15 protein-coding genes are annotated in these 18,205 nt (G+C 58.3%); 6 read left to right on the top strand and 9 right to left on the bottom strand.

Annotated features, from left to right (window positions below):
* Nucleotides 1–54 precede the first annotated feature (54 nt).
* The 5 genes from C8N42_RS08075 to C8N42_RS08055 are packed head-to-tail and all read right to left on the bottom strand — an operon-like array spanning nucleotide 55 to nucleotide 4,309.
* Nucleotides 55–1,026 (bottom strand): 5-oxoprolinase subunit C family protein, encoded by a 972-nt coding sequence (locus tag C8N42_RS08075; protein ID WP_107816058.1) that lies wholly within the window; start codon nucleotides 1,024–1,026, stop codon nucleotides 55–57.
* Nucleotides 1,016–1,891, bottom strand: coding sequence for a 5-oxoprolinase subunit B family protein (locus C8N42_RS08070; protein ID WP_107816057.1), 876 nt, complete (start codon nucleotides 1,889–1,891; stop codon nucleotides 1,016–1,018). Before C8N42_RS08070 ends, C8N42_RS08075 begins: the two co-directional genes overlap by 11 nt.
* The gene (locus tag C8N42_RS08065; RefSeq protein WP_107816056.1) at nucleotides 1,888–3,264 is read right to left on the bottom strand and encodes an acetyl-CoA carboxylase biotin carboxylase subunit; all 1,377 of its coding nucleotides are present in this window, start codon (nucleotides 3,262–3,264) and stop codon (nucleotides 1,888–1,890) included. The genes C8N42_RS08070 and C8N42_RS08065 overlap by 4 nt, the downstream gene beginning before the upstream one ends.
* A gap of 1 nt (nucleotide 3,265) precedes the next feature.
* Nucleotides 3,266–3,499 carry an acetyl-CoA carboxylase gene (locus C8N42_RS08060; RefSeq protein WP_107816055.1) on the bottom strand — a complete coding sequence of 78 codons (234 nt, stop codon included), beginning with the start codon at nucleotides 3,497–3,499 and terminating at the stop codon, nucleotides 3,266–3,268.
* Between the two features lie 30 nt (nucleotides 3,500–3,529).
* A complete protein-coding gene (locus C8N42_RS08055) occupies nucleotides 3,530–4,309 on the bottom strand; it encodes a 5-oxoprolinase subunit PxpA (RefSeq protein WP_107816054.1) in 780 nt (259 codons plus the stop codon).
* A 306-nt stretch (nucleotides 4,310–4,615) separates the two neighbouring features.
* On the opposite strand from C8N42_RS08055, the gene C8N42_RS08050 reads away from it, so the two are divergent.
* The 4 genes from C8N42_RS08050 to C8N42_RS08035 all read left to right on the top strand — a co-directional run bounded on the left by C8N42_RS08050 (nucleotide 4,616) and on the right by C8N42_RS08035 (nucleotide 11,036).
* Nucleotides 4,616–5,533 carry a LysR family transcriptional regulator gene (locus C8N42_RS08050; protein WP_107816053.1) on the top strand — a complete coding sequence of 306 codons (918 nt, stop codon included), beginning with the start codon at nucleotides 4,616–4,618 and terminating at the stop codon, nucleotides 5,531–5,533.
* Nucleotides 5,534–5,766: 233 nt separating this feature from the next.
* Nucleotides 5,767–7,116, top strand: coding sequence for a sigma-54-dependent transcriptional regulator (locus C8N42_RS08045; RefSeq protein ID WP_107816052.1), 1,350 nt, complete (start codon nucleotides 5,767–5,769; stop codon nucleotides 7,114–7,116).
* Nucleotides 7,095–9,071, top strand: coding sequence for a sensor histidine kinase (locus C8N42_RS08040; protein WP_107816051.1), 1,977 nt, complete (start codon nucleotides 7,095–7,097; stop codon nucleotides 9,069–9,071). The genes C8N42_RS08045 and C8N42_RS08040 overlap by 22 nt, the downstream gene beginning before the upstream one ends.
* A gap of 243 nt (nucleotides 9,072–9,314) precedes the next feature.
* Nucleotides 9,315–11,036, top strand: coding sequence for an OFA family MFS transporter (locus C8N42_RS08035; protein ID WP_107816050.1), 1,722 nt, complete (start codon nucleotides 9,315–9,317; stop codon nucleotides 11,034–11,036).
* A gap of 861 nt (nucleotides 11,037–11,897) precedes the next feature.
* On the opposite strand, the gene C8N42_RS08030 is transcribed toward C8N42_RS08035, so the two are convergent.
* The 4 genes from C8N42_RS08030 to dctP all read right to left on the bottom strand — a co-directional run bounded on the left by C8N42_RS08030 (nucleotide 11,898) and on the right by dctP (nucleotide 15,803).
* On the bottom strand, nucleotides 11,898–12,704 hold the full coding sequence (locus tag C8N42_RS08030) for a DeoR/GlpR family DNA-binding transcription regulator (protein ID WP_245889999.1): 807 nt from the start codon (nucleotides 12,702–12,704) through the stop codon (nucleotides 11,898–11,900).
* A 62-nt stretch (nucleotides 12,705–12,766) separates the two neighbouring features.
* The gene (locus tag C8N42_RS08025; RefSeq protein WP_107816049.1) at nucleotides 12,767–14,071 is read right to left on the bottom strand and encodes a TRAP transporter large permease; all 1,305 of its coding nucleotides are present in this window, start codon (nucleotides 14,069–14,071) and stop codon (nucleotides 12,767–12,769) included.
* A 13-nt stretch (nucleotides 14,072–14,084) separates the two neighbouring features.
* A complete protein-coding gene (locus C8N42_RS08020; RefSeq protein WP_107816048.1) occupies nucleotides 14,085–14,669 on the bottom strand; it encodes a TRAP transporter small permease in 585 nt (194 codons plus the stop codon).
* Between the two features lie 114 nt (nucleotides 14,670–14,783).
* Nucleotides 14,784–15,803: a TRAP transporter substrate-binding protein DctP gene (gene dctP, locus C8N42_RS08015; protein ID WP_107816047.1), complete on the bottom strand. Its 1,020-nt coding sequence runs from the start codon at nucleotides 15,801–15,803 to the stop codon at nucleotides 14,784–14,786.
* A 271-nt stretch (nucleotides 15,804–16,074) separates the two neighbouring features.
* Here dctP and C8N42_RS08010 point away from each other — a divergent pair, with 271 nt between their 5' ends.
* Entirely contained in the window at nucleotides 16,075–16,860 is a 786-nt protein-coding gene (locus C8N42_RS08010) for an SDR family NAD(P)-dependent oxidoreductase (RefSeq protein ID WP_211309164.1), read from the top strand.
* Between the two features lie 7 nt (nucleotides 16,861–16,867).
* Nucleotides 16,868–18,199, top strand: coding sequence for an NAD(P)/FAD-dependent oxidoreductase (locus C8N42_RS08005; protein WP_107816046.1), 1,332 nt, complete (start codon nucleotides 16,868–16,870; stop codon nucleotides 18,197–18,199).
* The last annotated feature ends 6 nt before the right edge of the window (nucleotides 18,200–18,205 follow it).

The raw sequence follows: 18,205 nt of genomic DNA, 5'->3' as shown, positions 1-18,205 counted from the left end.
GTTTTGCCGCTTGTTGTGGTTGGTGGGTGGGACCGGGGTCCCGGTGTCAGCCCCTCAGGCGAGGGACTGGCGAATGTCTTCGATCATGGCCTTGCGCTGGGCGCGGGCGGCCAGAGCTTCATCCATTTCGACGCGTTTGAATTTGACCGGCGTGTTGGGTTGCAACTGGCCGATCAGGTCCATATCGGCGGAGATCACGGCGCCGAGGGTAAAGTAGCCGCCGCCCGACACCGCATCGCGGTGCAAAACGATGGGTTCAAGCCCGCCGGGCACCTGAATGGAGCCGTAGGAATAGCAACCATCGACGATGTTCGACGGGTCGGACCCGGCCCCGAAAGGCTGCGGACGGTCGACGAATTCCATCGGCTGGCCGCCACGGAAGCGATAGCCCATGCGGTCTGCCTCAGGCGCGACCACCCAGTCGTCGTCGAAGAAGGCCTTCTGGCTCTTCTCGGTCAGACGGTGCCAGTAAAGCCCGGTGACAGCACGCAGCACGGCCGGAGTGCCGGGGCGGCGGCGGAGCGCATCGGGGACCACGCGCCCCTCCGCCACCACGGACCCAACGCCGACGGGGATCACATCGCCCGCAGCAATGGCTCGCCCTTCGAACCCGCCAAGCGCGCCGATGGGATAGGTCGAACGCGAGCCGAGCGCGGGTGGTGTGTCGATGCCGCCAGAGACAGCGATATAGATATGAGCGCCCGCTTTCAGGAAGCCGAAGGACAGAACCTGACCGGGTTTCACGGTGAAAGAGGTCCAAGTGTCGCGCGGCTCACCGTCGAGGAACATCGGCATCTCTGCGCCCGTCACCGCGACACTCATTTCGGCGCCGAATTTGATCTCCGGTCCCATGAACACGGCCTCAAGCCCCGCTGCGCCCTCGTCATTGCCAACAAGAAGGTTCGCGGCCCGAAAAGCCAGACGATCCATTGCGCCGCCTTCGGGGATGCCCAAGTGAAAATAACCGGGGCGGCCCAAATCCTGAATGGTCGTCGCCAGGCCGGGTTTGATGATCTCAAGCGTCATTGAGGGCCTCCATCAGCTTGGCGTTGAAGCCGGTCATGTCGTTGTTGAACGCATCGAGATCAAACTCGACCTCGGCGATGCGCGGCGTATAGGTGCCTTCCTCGACCTCTTTGGTGATCGCATCGAACTCTTCGCGCCCGATGGGTTTCCATTTCACGATGTCGCCGGGGCGGAAGAAGACCATAAAATCCTTCAGGTAGCTGACCTTTTGATCCGGGTCGAAGATTGTCATCGGCGTGATGCCGAACATCTGATACCCGCCCGCGCCGCGCACGGAGTAGATGCAGCCGAAACAGCCACCGATCCCCACCGTATGTCGCGGTGTGTCAGTGCGCGGGCGGAGGTATTTCGGCACTTCGATCTGTTTGTCGCGATCAACGAGCTGATACAAGAAGGGCAGACCGGCGACGAAACCGACCATGGAGACGAACCACGGTTGCGAGTGGAAGGCTTCGATAAAGGCTTCGACCGTGTCATAGCCGTTGATCCGCGCGGCATATTCGAGATCCGATCCCGACGGGTCCTGATGCCGTTCGCGAAAGCGCATCAGGGTTTCATGGGTCCAGGGGTCCTGGAAATAGACCGGGATTTCGATGATCCGTGTGTCGAGGCGCTTCTCCTGCACCTCCGCCCTGTGTTCGAACTCCTTGATCTTCGCCATCATCGCGTCGGGCGCGATCACGTCGGGGTCAAAGCGCACTTCGAAAGAGGCATTGGCGGGCAGGATCTCGGTCACACCGGGGATATTGGCCTCGCGCACCATGTTCGAAAGCGAGAGCGCGATGAAGAAGGCGTCGAGCGACATTTCATCGTCGATCTCGACATAGATATGTTCGTCCCCGCCATAGCTGTAACGCGTTTTCATGCGGCGTCTCCTTTGGTTGCGGACAGGTTTCCGGCCTCAAGCCATGGCTCAAGCCATTGCGTGTGGAAGGCGCCTTTGCGCACCTCCGGATCGGCAGCCAGCGCCAGATGCAGCGGCGCGGTGGTTTTCGTGCCGCCGATCTCCATGCTCTCAAGCGCCATCACCAGCTTGTCGATCGCCGCCTCCCGCGTGTCGGCATGGACGATGACCTTGCCCAGAAGCGAGTCGTAGAAGGGCGGAATTTGATAACCTTCGGAGAGGAAGTGGTCGAAACGCACGCCCTCGCCAGAGGGTTCTTTGAGCGCCGAGACCACGCCCGGCCAGGGCATGAAATTCATGAACGGATCTTCGGCGCAGAGGCGCACCTCGATGGCGTGGCCGGTCCTTTCGATCTCGTCTTGGGTCATCGACAGCTTCGCGCCGCCGCAGACCTTGATCATCTCCGCCACAAGATCGACGCCGGTGACCATTTCGGTCACGGGATGCTCGACCTGAATGCGGGTGTTCATCTCGATGAAATAGAATTCATTCGCCGCCTCATCGTAGAGATATTCAAGCGTGCCCGCGCCGCGATAGTTCACCGCCTTGGCCAGCGCCACGGCAGAGGTACAAAGGCTCTCGCGGGTCTCGTCATCGAGGCACATGGCCCCGGCTTCTTCCCAGACCTTCTGGCGACGGCGTTGCAGCGAGCATTCGCGCTCGTAACAATGCACGGCATTCTCACCATCGCCGAGGATTTGCACTTCGATATGGCGCGGCGACAGGATTGCGCGTTCGATGTAAAGGCCACCGTCGCCAAAGGCGGCTTCTGCTTCGGCCTTGGCCTGCGGCGCGAGGGTTTTCAACTCCGCTTCGTCTTTAGCGATGCGGATACCGCGTCCACCGCCGCCCGCAGCGGCTTTAATCATCACCGGGTAGCCGATCTTTTTGGCCACGGTGAGCGCTTCGGAAACATCAATCCGCCCCTCGGAGCCGGGCACAACCGGCACGCCCGCGGCCTCAGCGGCCTGACGCGCGGCCACCTTGTCGCCCATGCGCTCAATGGTGTCGGCAGAGGGTCCGACGAAAATCAAACCGGCCTCTTCGACGGTACGGGCAAAGGCGGGGCTTTCGGAGAGAAAGCCGTAGCCGGGATGGATCGCATCCGCGTTGGTCGCCTTCGCGGCCTCCAAAATGGCGGAAATGTTGAGATAGCTGTCTTTCGACGGCGCGGGGCCGACGCAGACCGCCTCATCGGCAAGCTTTACGGCCAGCATCTCCGTATCCGCTTCGGAATGTGCCTGAATCGTGTGGATGCCGAGGGTTTTCGCGGCTTTTACCACGCGCACGGCGATCTCGCCGCGATTGGCGATGAACAATCGTTGGATCGCCATGTCACTCAAGCTCCGCGAGCACGGCACCCGCCGTGACGGGGGTCGCATCCTCGACACTGTAACCTTTGAAGGTGCCTTCGACCTCGGAATTGACCGCGATGAAGGTTTTCATCACTTCCACGAGACCGATCTGGTCGCCGACGGCCACTTTGTCGCCGGGTGCCTTGAATGGCGGCTCTTCCGGGGAGGGTTTGTGGTAAAACGTGCCGGGGAGGGGGGATTGAATAGCGCTCATTGTGATGTTTCCCTGTTGTTGGAGCCGCTCTCAGGCGGTTTCGAGCACGGCGGAGGCCGGTGCGATGTTGATCCCGTTCTCGGTGAGAGCGGCGCGAATGGCGCGGCCGATGTCGACGGCACCGGGGGTGTCGGAATGAAAACAGATCGACTCGAACTCGATGTCGATGTCTTTCCCGGTGACCGTCGTCACCTTGCCTTCGACACAGGCACGCAGGCATTTCTGCGCGATTTCCTCGGGGGAGGGACGGGCAACGCGGCGGGTGAAGACAATCGACCCGTCGTCACCATAATCGCGGTCGGCATAGAATTCACGGATCACCGGTTGGCCGAGACGTTTCGCGACCTCATAGGTTTTCGAAGCGCCCATGCAGAAGATCAGAAGATCGCCGCTTATCGCCGCCAGACTTTCGATCATGTGACGTGACAGCTCTTCGTTGACGGCAGCCTCCATGTAGAGCGCACCATGCGGTTTGACATGTTGGAGCCGGATGCCGTGACGTCGTCCGAATTCGCGCACCGCGCCGACCTGATAGATGATGTCGTTTACCAGCTCTTCTGGTGTGGTCTTGATGTAGCGACGACCAAAGCCTTGAAGGTCGCGATAACCGGGGTGGGCGCCAAGGCCGACGCCGTAATCCTGCGCCAGCTTGATCACCCGATCCATGGAGTTCGGATCGCCGGCATGAAACCCGGCCGCGATATTGGCCGAGGAGATCAGAGCCATCAACTCTTCATCCGGGGCTTCGCTCAGAACCCAATGTCCGAAGCCCTCTCCCATATCGCAATTCAAATCTATGATCTTTCGCATGGCTGGTCCTTAATTTCGTTGCAGCCATCCTCGGAGAAAAATCTTTTGGTTGTAAAATTCAAAATATAGCTGATGCATTATCGAAAAATCCGAACGAATGATTAGAATTTGGATTATCAAAAAACCTCTGAAAATAAGGTATGATGTGTTTTTGGGCGCTTTTTGAACGGAATCGCCTTAAGGTGGTTCTTATTTTTAGATAATGGTTATCTTAAAAATCGAAATTTACGTTTATGACGTGATGCGGCAGGATGTTTCGAAATATCGCTTCGGAAGGTTTCGGAGAATCCGAATGGGAAAGCTCTCATGAATCTGCGTCAGCTTAAATACTTCATCGCCACTGCCGAACTCGGTCAGGTCAGCCGTGCGGCCAGTGAGCTCAGGATTTCACAAAGCTCGATCACCTCAGCGGTGCGCGAGTTGGAGCAGGATCTCGACGCCATTCTCTTTGTGCGCACCGCGCACGGGATGGAACTGACCCCGCCGGGGCGGGAGCTTCTCGGGGCGGCGCGGGAGATTATGGAAAAGGTCGAGATGGCGCGCAATGTGGTACAGAGCCATTCCGAGATCGAAGGGACGATCAACATTGCCGCCACCTATACGGTGATCGGTTATTTCCTGCCCTACCATCTCGACCGGCTGAACCACCGATTTCCGAAACTCGACATCCGTCTCAGCGAGCTGAACCGCGAGAGCATCGAGGAGGGATTGATCACCAACCGGTTCGATATGGCGGTGCTTCTGACCTCGAACACGGCGAACCCGGAGCTTGAGACCCAGACGCTCCTGCGCTCGCAACGCCGTCTCTGGGTGCCACAGAACCATCCGCTGCAACTCAAGGGCCTCGCAACCTTCGCGGAGATCGCAGAAGAGGATTACATCATGCTGACCGTCGACGAGGCGGCGCATACCTCGATGAAATATTGGGGCCCGACGGGCCTGTCGCCGCGGGTCAAGCTGCGGACCTCCTCCACCGAAGCCGTGCGTTCCATGGTGGCCAACGGGCAGGGCGTGACGATCCTCTCCGACATGGTGCACCGCCCTTGGTCGCTCGAAGGTCGGAGGATCGGTACGGTGACGACCGATCGGGCGATCCCTTCGATGGATGTCGGTCTCGCCTGGCGCAAGGGGCAGGAGTGGAGCGAGGCGACGCGGGTGTTCTATGACTATTTCACCGAGGTCTTTCTCGAGCCGCAGATGGGCCATCAGACACAGCGGGTCTGAGGGCTCAATCCTGAAGATTGGCATAGCGTACAAACGTCCGCGCATCCGATGAGGCGGCGTTTATTCATAATGTTTGGGAGAGATGGTAACGGACCATAAGACATCACGCGCTCCGCAGCCTTTGATGGCAGTTGCGCAGAAGTTGCTCGTCAACGGCTCACCGACTTGCCAATCATAGGTTATTTGCGCTTGATGGGTGAAGCGATTTAAGTTGGACATGGGATACAAGGGTGATGACGCAATCCATTCAGCGGGATGATCTTCTTGCGGGAGCGCGTATCCTTGTCGTGGATGACGAGCCCGGCATGAGGCATTTCCTAGTCAAGATGCTCGCCCCGCTTTGCCGGGCCGTGGATGAAGCGCCCGACGCGGCTATGGCAGAGCGTCTGCTGTCCGTTCACCAATATGACATCATGGTGCTGGACAACATCATGCCCGGCCAAAAGGGCCTCGACTGGTTGCACTCGCAACGCGAAAGCGGCGGCTTTACCGACACGATCATGATCACGGCCTATGCCGACCTTCAGACCGCAATCGACGCATTGCGCGCGGGCGTGTCCGATTTTCTGATCAAGCCCTTCCGCTCGACCCAGATCCTGAACGCGCTGCGGCGTTGCCTTCAAATGGCGGCCTTACGGCGCGAGAACTTCCTGCTCCGACGCGAGCTTGAAACGATTACGCAGGGTACGCAACGACGGGAGCTGATCGGATCTTCGACGATCATCAACGAGGTGCGACGCCTGCTGGAACGAGTCGCCCCCCTGTCGACCCCGGTTTTGATCACGGGGCCGTCCGGGTCCGGCAAGGAAGTTGCCGCGCGCCACATCCACGACCATTCAGGGCGGGGAACCGCACCCTTCGTCGCGATTCAGTGCGGGGCGATCCCCGAGGACATGATCGAGTTCGAGCTGTTCGGCCACACGGCAGGTGCCTTTCCGGGGGCGCAATCCGGGCGCGAGGGGCTGTTGGCCTCGGCCTCTGGCGGAACTGTGTTTCTGGATGATGTCAGCGAGTTGGCGCCCAGTGCACAGACAGCACTCTTGCGGGTGCTGGAAGACGGGGTGATCCGCCCGGTCGGCACGGAACGGGATGTGCAACTCGACCTGCGCTTTGTGATTGCCTCCACCGAGGCGCTGGACGAGGCCGTACGCGAGGGCCGATTCCGCGAGGACCTTCTGTTCCGTCTCAACGTTGTCGAAATTGAGATGCCGCCGCTCATGGACCGAGGAACCGACGTTCTTGATCTTGCAGACCTGTTTCAAGCGGAAATATCCACCGCACTGAATCTGCCACGGCTCGACATGCCGTCGGCTGTCCGGTCGGCCATGCTGCGCTACGACTGGCCCGGTAATATCCGTGAGTTACATAATTTCGTGGAGCGGGCGCTGATCTTTGGCCGGTTTCCCGTTGAAACTTTGGGCGAAACCCGCCCGGCCCAAGACATCACTCCGCTGGAGGACACCGAGAAGCGCGAGATCCTGCGTGCACTGGAGACCCTGAACGGCAACCGGACCGAGGCGGCCCGGCGGCTGGGCGTGTCGCGCAAGACGATCGACCGCAAATGCGCGATCTGGGGCCTGTGACAGTGTCATGGTTGGGGGCCTTTCTCGGTTCGGTGCGTGTCCGGCTTCTGGTCATCGCGCTCATGCCGATGCTGGTCCTTCTGCCGGTGTTACTGGGCGGCACCATATGGCGCTGGTCGAACAAGGTGGACGATATCCTTGTCAATAAGGTTACCGGCGACCTGACCATTGCCGACCAATATCTTGCGCGTCTGGTCGAGTTGTCGGGCGAACGGATCGACGCTGTCGCACGCTCCGTCGCCATGCAGGATGCGCTTGGCGCCGGGGATACAGCGGCTTTCCTGGAGAATGAGCGGGAGCGGCTGGGGCTCGATTTCCTGCGGATCGAGATGGTCACGCCCGAGGCGCGGGTGTGGCCGGTCATCGCGGCGGCGCTGAGCGGACGCCTGCGCAGCGCTGTGGATGTGCTGGAAGCCGCTGATCTGGAGGCCCTGTCGCAGGGGTTGGCCAAACGGGCCGAGATCCCGATTGTCCCCACCCGTGCCGCAGTGTCGGCAGACGGCACCGTGGAAACGCGCGGCATGATCATCCACTCCGCCGCCCCGCTGATCTTACCCGATGGACGTTCCGCGGCGCTGGTCGGTGGGGTTCTGCTTAACCACAATCTCGATTTCATCGACACGATCAATGCCCTTGTCTACCGCGAACAGAGTCTGCCCGAGGGCAGTCAGGGCACGGCGACGCTATTCCTTGAGGATGTGCGCGTGTCGACCAACGTGCGCCTGTTCGAGAATGTCCGTGCCCTGGGCACCCGCGTCTCCGCCGAGGTGCGGACGCAGGTGCTGGAGGAGGGCGGTGTGTGGCACGACCGTGCCTTTGTCGTCAACGATTGGTACATCTCGGCTTATGAACCGATCCATGACAGCTTCGGCGAACGGGTCGGGATGCTTTATGTCGGCTTTCTCGAGGCACCGTTCCGCAATGCCAAGCGCAGCTCGATCTTGATTCTTGGCGGGGCGTTCGTACTGATCGCGCTGGCCTCGATCCCGGTCTTCTTGCGTTGGGCCGGGCATATCTTTCGCCCTCTTGAGGCGATGACCCGGACGATTGCGCGGGTCGAGGCGGGGGATCTTGCCGCGCGCAACAACCCGCCCGATGACAGCGGTGAGATCGCCCAGGTCGCGGGGCATCTGGACAATTTGCTGGACCGGCTCCAGGCCCGTGACCGGGAATTGCGCGACTGGGCTGAAAGCCTCGAGGTCCGCGTCGCCGAGCGCACCAGCGACCTTCAGGCCGCCAACCAGCGGCTGGAACGCACGACCGAACGCCTGATCATTTCCGAGAAGCTGGCCGCGGTGGGCGAGATCACCGCCTCCGTTGCCCATGAAATCAACAACCCCGTGGCGGTGATCCAGGGTAACCTCGATCTGGCCCGCAGCAGGCTAGGCGCCGAGGTCGAAGAGGTCGAAGAGGAATTCCGCCTGATCGACGATCAGGTCTATCGCATCGGCGTTATCGTCTCGAAGCTGCTGCAATTCGCTCGGCCCGAGGAGTATTCAGGTTCCCGCAACCTGATCGTCCCCAGCGAGGTGGTCCGCGACTGCCTTGTCCTGACGCACCACCAGATCGAGGCGGCGGGGATCACCTGCTCCCCCACCTTCGACAGCACGGCGACGGTCAGCATGTCGCGCACCGAATTGCAGCAAGTCGTCGTCAACCTGATCCTCAATGCGGTTCATGCCATGCCCGACGGCGGCAGCCTGACCGTTGCCACCGAGGACCGCGACACCTGCGCCCTGATCGTCGTCGCCGATACCGGAACTGGCATTCCGCCCGAGGTGCTGCCGCGCATCTTCGATCCGTTCTTCACCACCAAGCAGGCGCAGGGCACCGGGCTGGGCCTGTCGATCTCGCAACAGATCGCCACGCAGGCCGGGGGGCGGATCAGTGTCACTTCGACCCCCGGTAAAGGCAGCAGGTTCGAGGTTTCCCTGCCGATCTTCAAAAACGCCTGATCCAGACAGTCTGACCCGATTTTACCCTTCGCGTGACAAGAGGCCGGACAAAATGTCCCATTTTGTCACTATCAGAAGTGCGCGCGTGGTCAAAATGTAATCTCAACCAATTGTTTTATTTACATATTTTCTTGACTTTGTAAGTGCCTGTGTTCCTTTCTGCGCTATGGCATGTCGTCGCATGCCGCTCATCGGGCCCGCGGTAGGAGGCCGTCGCCCGGATCGAAAAGGGAGGTTACATTAATGAACAACGCATCTGGTGGTGCGCTGGGGTTTCTGCATAAGAGCCACATCGTCGCCGAACCCGGTTTCAACCGCTGGCGAGTCCCGCCTGCGTCCATCGCGATCCATCTGTGCATCGGGTCGGTCTATGCCTGGTCCGTCTTCAACCAGCCGCTGACCCGAGAACTGGGCGTCGTGGCGTCCAGCGCCGATGACTGGAGCCTCAGCTCGGTCGTCTGGATCTTCTCCGTCGCCATCGTCTTCCTTGGCCTCTCTGCGGCTTTCGCGGGCAAGTGGCTTGAGGACGTGGGCCCGCGCATGGTCGGCGTTGTCGCCGCGTTCCTCTGGGGCGGCGGCTTCATCATTGGTTCCCTCGGAATATCAAGCCACCAGCTTTGGCTGATCTATCTTGGCTACGGGGTGCTGGGCGGTTGCGGTCTCGGCCTCGGCTATGTCTCGCCCGTATCAACGCTGCTCCGCTGGTTCCCGGACAGGCGTGGCATGGCGACCGGAATGGCCATCATGGGCTTCGGCGGTGGCGCGATGATCGCCGCCCCGGTCAAGGGCTGGCTGTTGAGCATCTATGCCAAGGCGCCCGACTTTCTGGGCGCGCAGGGCACCGTGACAACCGTGGTCGAGAACGGCCGGGTCTTCGCCGAAACTGCCATGGGCAAGGTCGAGGTCGTGATCGCCTCTGCCGCGCAGGCCGCAAGTTTCGGCGGAGAAGCAGGCGTCTATGTCGTAGGCACCGGTGAGACCGGCGCGGCGCAGACCTTCCTGACGCTCGGTGTGGTCTATTTTATCGTCATGATCCTGGCCTCGTTCCAGTATCGCGTTCCCGCCGAGGGCTGGAAACCCGCCGGATGGCAGCCCAAGCCTGTCGCCTCGGGCATGGTGTCGCAAAACAACGTCCATATCGACCAGGCGCTGAAGACGCCGCAATTCTGGCAAATGTGGATCATGCTCTGCTTCAACGTGACTGCCGGGATCGGCGTCATCGGGGTTGCCAAGACGATGATGTCGGAAATCTTCGGTTCGGTCATGCCTCTGGTGGTCACCGCCGCCTTCGCCTCGACCTACGTGCTGATGATTTCGGTTTTCAACATGGTGGGGCGGTTCTTCTGGGCCTCGACCTCTGACTTCATCGGACGCAAGACGACCTACATGTGCTTCTTCGTGCTGGGTACGATCCTGTATCTGTCGATCCCCTATTTCGCCTCGGCCGTGGCGACGAACCCGGCGATGATCTACCTGATCGGCTTCTACGTCGCGACGATGATCATCTTCTCGATGTATGGCGGCGGCTTCGCCACGATCCCGGCCTACTTGGCCGACATGTTCGGCACCATGCATGTGGGCGGTATCCACGGGCGGATTTTGACGGCGTGGTCCACTGCGGGTGTGTTGGGCCCATTAGCGATCACCTCGCTGCGGCAGATGTCCGTGACCTCGGCCATCAATGACCTGGCGGGCAAGGTCGACCCTGCGGCCTTCGCCGAAAAGTTCGGTGCCCCGATCTCGCAGCTTCAGGAACTGATGGCGGCTAAGACCGTGACCATTGCCAAGCTGATGGAGATCGCGCCCGAGGGCACCATCGACCCGACCCCGTCACTTTACAACACGACCATGTATTGCATGGCGGCATTGTTGGTTGTGGCCTTCTTCGCAAACCTGTTCATGCGCCCGGTGAAAGAACATCACCACCATGACGAACCTGAGCTTCAAGCAATTCCGATAGAGTAAGACGAACAAGCGGGGCGCTGTTCGGCGCCCCGTTTCAGGCGTTCGCGAGCGGTCAGCGTGACGTGCATTCGCCTGTCTGCCCTCTCTTGAGGCTAACCCCCCGCTGCGTGGTGATGAGATTTGTTCTCATTCTGGGTGGTCTACAATGTTCTCTGTGTGCACAGGCTTTTCTTTAAAACGTGCCTGATTTTGTAGAGGAGAGTGCCGAGCGAAGAAAAAGCACGGGATATATGCGCACTGCAGCCTTGCCCGGTGCAGCGCAGAGAAATCGCCTCCAGAGTAATCTGGTCAACGGTCCAGCCGCGATCCTGCGCGGTTCTCAGCCATCCTGAAAGTGTCATTGAGTGGCTATGGCTTAGGAGCCGACTTCCCGAACTTTGCGAAGCGTCACCGGATCGCATGTGTGTGCCGCCTTTTACATCCGCTCATGCAAGATGCTGGCGAGGGCGATAATTCCCCCAGCTTCTTCTCTCAATTTTCGCTGTCGAGTTCGATCTGGTTATCTTCGAGCAATGCGGAGAGATCGCGGCACTGAAGCGTCAAGTCGTAAAGATTTTGATCAGAGGTGACTTGGGTAAGGGAGTTGGACATTCGTTTCTCCATTCTGCTGAGGTTTCCCGTTTGAGGCGTTCAGTTTGATCCGCGAATTCTATTTCGTCAGCTTCTTTGGGATGTATTCGCTTTGTTGACAAAAGCCTCACGGGCGCAATTTACTGTAAAAATTGCTTGCCCGCGTCTTTGCAGCGCGGTCGCTCAATACTTTTCTAAAATCGAGAATCTTTCCAGTGGGGTTGGCAGCATATTTGCAAAGCACCTCCATTTTCCGAATACCTCGAATATTTTGGGCTTCGGGCCATCGCTTCAAATCTCTACGATTGTAAAAGCGGGCTTCCGTTCCGGAAATTTTAAACGATCCTCTTCAGAGAGGCCGCTGTCCGTGATGATGTGCCCGATCTGGTTGATCGGAACAGTGCGATGTAGGGCGCGCGACATAAAGCGACTGCTGTCCGCCAAAAGGACGACGTTGGTGGCTGCATCGATCATGGCACGTTTGAGATGGACCAGTTCGAGGAGGGTTTCCGAAACGCCGCTTTCGTCGACGGCTGCGGCTGACATGAAAAAGATATCGCAGTGAAGGTTTTTCAGAAAGCTTTCGCCGGGTTCGCCCAAAAGGCTGTACGAGCCGAACCGGCACGCTCCACCTGGAACGATCAACGTGATATTTTGTCGGTAGGTCAGGGCCTTGGCGACGTATAGATCGTTGGTAATGACCGTCAGGGGAATGTCGAGCTGCGCGATCTCGTCGGCCAGAATATGACAGATCACCGCACCTGTATCGAGCAAAAGCGACTGATGTGGTTCAATCAGTTTGAGCGCTTCGTTCACGATTCCCTGCTTTTCTTCGACGGCCGTGCGTCTTGCGAGATCTGTTGACGGCTCATAGGTGGTGCGCGACCGGATTGCCACGGCGCCGCCATGGGTGCGTCGAACCAACCCTTCAGAAGCCAGAAGGTCCAGGTCCCGGCGAATGGTCGACAGAGAAATGCCGAACATACGTGCAAGATCCTGACTGGAGCCCGCCTGATTTTGTTTGAACCAGTCAATGAGATGCTGGCGACGTTCCGCTGGGAGCATCTCATCATTCATCGTGTCATCGAAATCGTTCAAACCGTTCTCCTCCTCCAAATAGATCGCGCTTCTATGGCGGTCTTCTCTGTAATTGCGTTCTGTTATAGGGCGTTTGGAAGCCACAAGACAATCTGCGGAAATGCCGCCAGAATGATGGTTCCAAGGCAGAGCAACAGGAAAAAAGGAGCTGCAGCGCGGGTGGTTTCTCCCATAGACTGCCCTGTGAGGCCCTGTAGCACAAAGAGGTTCAAGCCGACCGGAGGCGTCAAGGCGCTCATTTCGATCATGATCACAAGGTAAACACCAAACCATAGCGGATCGAACCCGGCCTGAACGATGAGAGGAACCGCAATCGGCACTGTCATGACGGTCATAGACGTGCCGTCAAGGAACATCCCTAGGATGATATAAAGGGCGGCGAGAATCAAAAGCACGCCGTAAGGCGACAAATCCATGGCCGAAATTCCCTCGGTAATCATGCCGGGCAAATGCATATAGGCGATGGCGGAGGAGAGAAAGGAGGACGAGGCGATCAGGATAAGGATCATCGCCGAGACACGGATCGTTGAAAGCAGGCTGTCGAGCATGAGCGGTATCGAAAATTGCCCCGTTACGATGGTGATCAGTATTGCGCCAAAGACGCCAACGGCGGCGGCTTCGGAGGGGGTGGCAATCCCTGAATAGATCGACCCAAGCACGATGAACATAAGCAGTACGATGGGTGTAAGGTCTACGAGCCCGCGCAGGATCGTTCGAAGCGTCACTTCTCCGTCGTATTTCGGTGCGCGCGACGGATCGATCATGGACATGACGGTGATGTAGCCAACATAGAGAATGGCCATCATGAGGCCCGGTATAAGGCCGGCCGCAAAAAGCTTGGCAATCGAAACTTCGGCCAAGACGCCATAAACGATCATGGCGATGGAGGGGGGGATCAACAAACCGAACGACCCGGCGCCAGCCAGCGATCCGGCTGCCAATTTCAGGTCATAGTTGCGTCTGCGCAATTCGGGGATCGTGATTTTTCCGACCGTTGCCGTGGTCGCTGTTGAGGAGCCTGAAATGGCTGCAAAGACGGTGCAGCCAAGGACATTGGTATGCAAGAGCCCACCCGGAATGCGCGCAACCAAGGGGGCGAGACCGCGAAAAAGGCGCTGGGAAATGTCTGTTCGGAAGATGATGTCCCCCATCCACATAAAGATCGGGATGGCGGCGAGTTCCCATGAAATGGCCGAGGAGGAAATTACCTTTGTCGCGATGGACCCGATCCGAGCGGGCGAAAAATCGAGGATGACGTACATCGCGGACGCACCCACAAGCAGCAGGCCAGAGAAAATCCAAGCCCCCGCGCCGAGAAAAAGCGCAAGAAGGCCAAGGACGATGAGCGCGGAGAGTGTGATAGACATGGGGACCCTTCCTTTAGAGGCTCAGAGCGCGTTCTTCGGCATGGCCGACAGTGAACAGGCGCAGGATACGCACGATGATTTGAAGCAGGATGAGGGCGAGACCGATCAGAAAAAAACTTTCTGGGATCCAGAGCGGTATCGGGATGAAATGCTGGCTGGTCGATCCCCGGGCAAAGAGTTTGGCCACGGATTTCCATTGATAGGCCATCAGGAACAAGATGATAAATCCGACAGAGAATAGAACAAACGCTTCCGACACCCAACGAAGCCGCACGTTCATACGCTCGGTGAGGACCGTGACGCGTATCATCGCGCCTTCCTGAAGTGCCCAGGGCGCGGCCAGAAAAGTGATGGCGGCCACACCATACCCCACAAGCACATCGGCCATATATGTCGAGAGAGAAAACAGACGCAGGGTGATTTCCGTCAGAATGAGCAGGGTCATGAGCACCAGAAACGTCGCGGCGATCACCGCTGCGATGCGGTTGAGGACTGTCGATACCCCATCAATCCGTTTTAGCCAGGCTGGGTCGTCTGTGACGGTTGGATGAAGATGTCGTTGAATTTCCGGAATCTCGGGAATCTGCGGGTCAGTCATCGTATGCGCATCCTTGTTTTTGGAGCCTGTTATTAAAGAGGGCTGCGCCCAAGCGGAGTTGCGGTCGGCTCGGGCGCAGTATCAGGGCAAGGGATGCGCCTAATAAGAGCAGTTTTAGCCAGCGTTGGCTTTCAACTCTTCAAACTTCGCCAGCACGGTAGCGCCTTTGTCGCCGGTTTCGGCGAGCCAGCTCACCTTGACCTGATCGCCCGCCTTTTTGAGATGATCGAACACTTCGGTGGGGACATCGTCGTCATAGGTGATCTTCATGCCGTTCGTGCTCATCTTGGTGTAGGCCGCCTCGATCGAGTCGCGCATGATCCGCCAGTTGTATTTGTCGCAATCCTCAAGGATTTCCGTCATGGCCGTCTGAACCTCTTTAGGCAGGGCGTCGAATTCATCCTTGTTCACGTGGCACATAAAGAGGCCCATGGCGTAGTTCATCTCGGTGAAGTCGCTCACGTAATCCCAAAGCGACAGTTGCATCGCGCCGTCGGCAGAGGTGAGAACCGCGTCGATTCCGCCGGTAGACAGCTGCGGGATGAGATCGGACCATGCGACCTGAAGTGGCGCAGCACCTGCGTTCATCATGGTTTCGGTGCCGTTCACGTCATAGGTCCGGATGCGCAGCCCCTTGAGCGAGTCGATCGTGGTGATCGGTGTCGGTGCGTTGATGCCGGATGGCGGGTTCGGCATCGCCCAGAGCAGTACCATCCCGTTTTCCTCGAAAATCTTTGCATACTCATCGCGCGCCGCAAGCCAGAGAAGATAGGCTTCTTCCGGAGTCGATGCGATGAAGGGAAGCGATGAGAGGTTGAAGAACGGATCAATGCCACCAAGTTGGGTCACAAGGGTGACGGCACATTGCACGGCACCATCCTGCACCGCATCGAAGTGATCGACGGATTTATAGCCAAGCGCGCCGCCGCCCTGATAGTTGATGACAAGCGCGTCACCGATTTTCTTTTCCAGTTCTGCTAGGAAATATGCGGAGGCTTTGCCAGAAAGCGCCTGTGCGCCATATTCATCGGCCATGTCCCAGGTGACCGATTTCGCCGAGGCTGGCCATCCGGTAGCCAAAAGCGCACCGGTTGCCGTGGCAGTTTGCAAGAATGTGCGACGTGTGAAGGTCATGTTGATTTCCCTGTTCTGAGTTGGGTGGAGTATCGGCCATTCTCGGGCTCTCTATCCACGGAAAAACGCGTTGGTAGATTTGTCAGTGCATCAGTTGTGCGCGATCATGCAACAATGCGGCCATAAAGCGTCAATATATGTCAAGCAATGACAGCATGCCTACGCATTTAAGCGCGTTATGTGCGCAATTATTAATCAATATCACCGAATTTGGGCGTTTCGGACCGCATTCCCCTGCTAATTTGATTTTTTCATTCACAAAGCGTCATAAATGAGCAAGCTTGAGGAACCGGTGGATTCGATGGATCCATCTGAATGTTTGACCACGGGACATAGCTATATGACGACTCATGATAAAAATGCTCCAGTAATTCTCATTTCTGGAGCCAATAGAGGGATCGGTGCAGCCATCGTTCGCGAGCTTAAAGGGGCGGGATATCGCCTGTCTTTGGGCGCAAGGTCTGTGGAAAAGCTCGAGGAAGCCTATGGCTCTTCCGATGATATGACGCTTTATGCGCGTTTTGATGCGTATGAGTCCAAAACAGCAGAAGACTGGGTTGCTGCGACCGTTGAGCGCTTCGGGCGTATAGACGGGCTTGTGAACAATGCGGGGAATGGAGAACATGTGCATCTCATGGATGACAACGAAGATGCCCTCGACCGCCTATGGGAAGTGAACGTCAAGGCGCCTTTGCGTTTGATACGGTTGTGCATGCCGCATCTTGAGGAGACCGGCCGTGGGCGGGTCATCAATATAGTGTCTTTGTCAGGCAAACGCGTGCGCAATGCCTTTGTCGGCTACAATATGACCAAATATGCGATGATGGGCCTGCACCACACGACGCGTTTTGTTGGATGGGACAAAGGGGTGCGCGCGACGGCAATCTGCCCCTCGTTCGTGCGCACGGAAATGAGTGCCTATACGAAAAAAGTCACGCCGGACGAAATGATTCAGCCTGAAACGCTGGCCGGTCTCGTGCGCACAGCGATCGAATTGCCGAACACGGCCGCGATGGCTGAAATGTTGGTCAATTGCCGCCTCGAAGATACGTTGTGAGCCTGCCATGATCCTCGATAACATCCAAAAAATTAAATCAGATGAAAATCCTCCCCACCACGCCGATATGGTGATCATCGGGGGAGGAATTGCCGGTGTCGCAACCGCACTTTATCTGGCTGAAGCCGGAGTGAAAGTCGTGCTCTGCGAAAAAGGGAGGGTTGGTGCGGAACAGAGCGCGCGCAACTGGGGCTGGGTGCGTCAGATGGGACGCGACCCTCTGGAACTGCCGCTGACCATCCGTTCTCTTGAGCTTTGGCGCGAGATCGATCAGCGGTTCGGGATCGATACGGGCTATCGGGAAACCGGCATTACCTATGTGTGTCGCACTCGCGCGGAGATCAAGGAATTTTCCGACTGGGCCGTTTATGCAGAAAAAGCCAATATGGCCTCCTGCAAACTCGATCGCAAAGGGCTTCAGGAGGTGCTTCCGGGTATTTCCGACCGCTACTCCATGGGGCTGCACACCAAAACGGACGGCCGCGCGGAACCTTGGAAAGCCGTCCCTCAAATGGCGCAGGCCGCGCAACGGCTGGGCGCGGTGATCGTGGAAAACTGTGCTGTGCGTGGGATCGAACACAGCGGTGGAGCGCTGTCCGGGGTGGTCACGGAAAAAGGCACGATCAAAACCGAGCGCGCGTTGCTCGCGGGCGGCGCATGGTCGCGTTTGTTTCTCGGCAATCTCGGGATCAATTTTCCTCAGCTCAAACTGCTTGGCACAGCGGCGCGGATCGAAAGCGCGGCAGATGTCCCGCAGATGCCGGTTGGAGGTGGTGACTTTTCCTTCCGCAAGCGGCTGGACGGTGGCTACACCGTGGCGCAACGCAATGCCAATGTCGCTCCGATCGTGCCAGATAGCTTCCGCTTGATGCCAGAGTTTTTTCCGACGCTCCTGAGCAGTTGGCGAGAGTTGAAAATCCGGGTCGGCGGCCAGTTCCTGAGCGAGTTGAAAATGCCGCGGCACTGGGCACTGGATGAGGTCACACCGTTCGAAAAAATCCGCACACTTGACCCTTTGCCCCATGAGCCTTTCAACCGGAACACCCTGAAAAATCTTGCCAAGGTTTTTCCGGGGTTTGCCGATGCCCGCCAGACTCATTCCTGGGCTGGGATGATCGACGCAACACCCGACGCCATCCCCGTGATTTCCGAAGTGGAAGCCATTCCGGGGCTCTTTCTTTCGGCGGGCTTTTCCGGGCACGGTTTTGGCTCTGGCCCCGGTGCCGGTGAAATGATGGCAGAAATGGTCCGTGGCGTGACGCCGCGCATCGATCCGAAACCGTTCCGTTTAACACGGTTCAAAAACACTCATTCCGAAGCCGCACGAATAGCGGCATAAAAACTA

This window comes from Celeribacter persicus (genome assembly GCF_003050785.1).
GTDB lineage: Bacteria > Pseudomonadota > Alphaproteobacteria > Rhodobacterales > Rhodobacteraceae > Celeribacter > Celeribacter persicus.
This window is presented reverse-complemented; position numbering and strand designations above follow the sequence as displayed.

Bases quoted from the DNA above. Each gene is read 5' to 3' on its own strand.
- C8N42_RS08050 (WP_107816053.1), top strand. From the start codon at position 4,616: ATGAATCTGCGTCAGCTTAAATACTTCATCGCCACTGCCGAACTCGGT.
- C8N42_RS08010 (WP_211309164.1), top strand. From the start codon at position 16,075: ATGAGCAAGCTTGAGGAACCGGTGGATTCGATGGATCCATCTGAATGT.
- C8N42_RS08025 (WP_107816049.1), bottom strand. From the start codon at position 14,071: ATGTCTATCACACTCTCCGCGCTCATCGTCCTTGGCCTTCTTGCGCTT.
- C8N42_RS08070 (WP_107816057.1), bottom strand. From the start codon at position 1,891: ATGAAAACGCGTTACAGCTATGGCGGGGACGAACATATCTATGTCGAG.
- C8N42_RS08065 (WP_107816056.1), bottom strand. From the start codon at position 3,264: ATGGCGATCCAACGATTGTTCATCGCCAATCGCGGCGAGATCGCCGTG.
- C8N42_RS08005 (WP_107816046.1), top strand. From the start codon at position 16,868: ATGATCCTCGATAACATCCAAAAAATTAAATCAGATGAAAATCCTCCC.
- C8N42_RS08040 (WP_107816051.1), top strand. From the start codon at position 7,095: ATGCGCGATCTGGGGCCTGTGACAGTGTCATGGTTGGGGGCCTTTCTC.
- C8N42_RS08045 (WP_107816052.1), top strand. From the start codon at position 5,767: ATGACGCAATCCATTCAGCGGGATGATCTTCTTGCGGGAGCGCGTATC.
- C8N42_RS08020 (WP_107816048.1), bottom strand. From the start codon at position 14,669: ATGACTGACCCGCAGATTCCCGAGATTCCGGAAATTCAACGACATCTT.
- C8N42_RS08035 (WP_107816050.1), top strand. From the start codon at position 9,315: ATGAACAACGCATCTGGTGGTGCGCTGGGGTTTCTGCATAAGAGCCAC.
- dctP (WP_107816047.1), bottom strand. From the start codon at position 15,803: ATGACCTTCACACGTCGCACATTCTTGCAAACTGCCACGGCAACCGGT.
- C8N42_RS08075 (WP_107816058.1), bottom strand. From the start codon at position 1,026: ATGACGCTTGAGATCATCAAACCCGGCCTGGCGACGACCATTCAGGAT.
- C8N42_RS08055 (WP_107816054.1), bottom strand. From the start codon at position 4,309: ATGCGAAAGATCATAGATTTGAATTGCGATATGGGAGAGGGCTTCGGA.
- C8N42_RS08060 (WP_107816055.1), bottom strand. From the start codon at position 3,499: ATGAGCGCTATTCAATCCCCCCTCCCCGGCACGTTTTACCACAAACCC.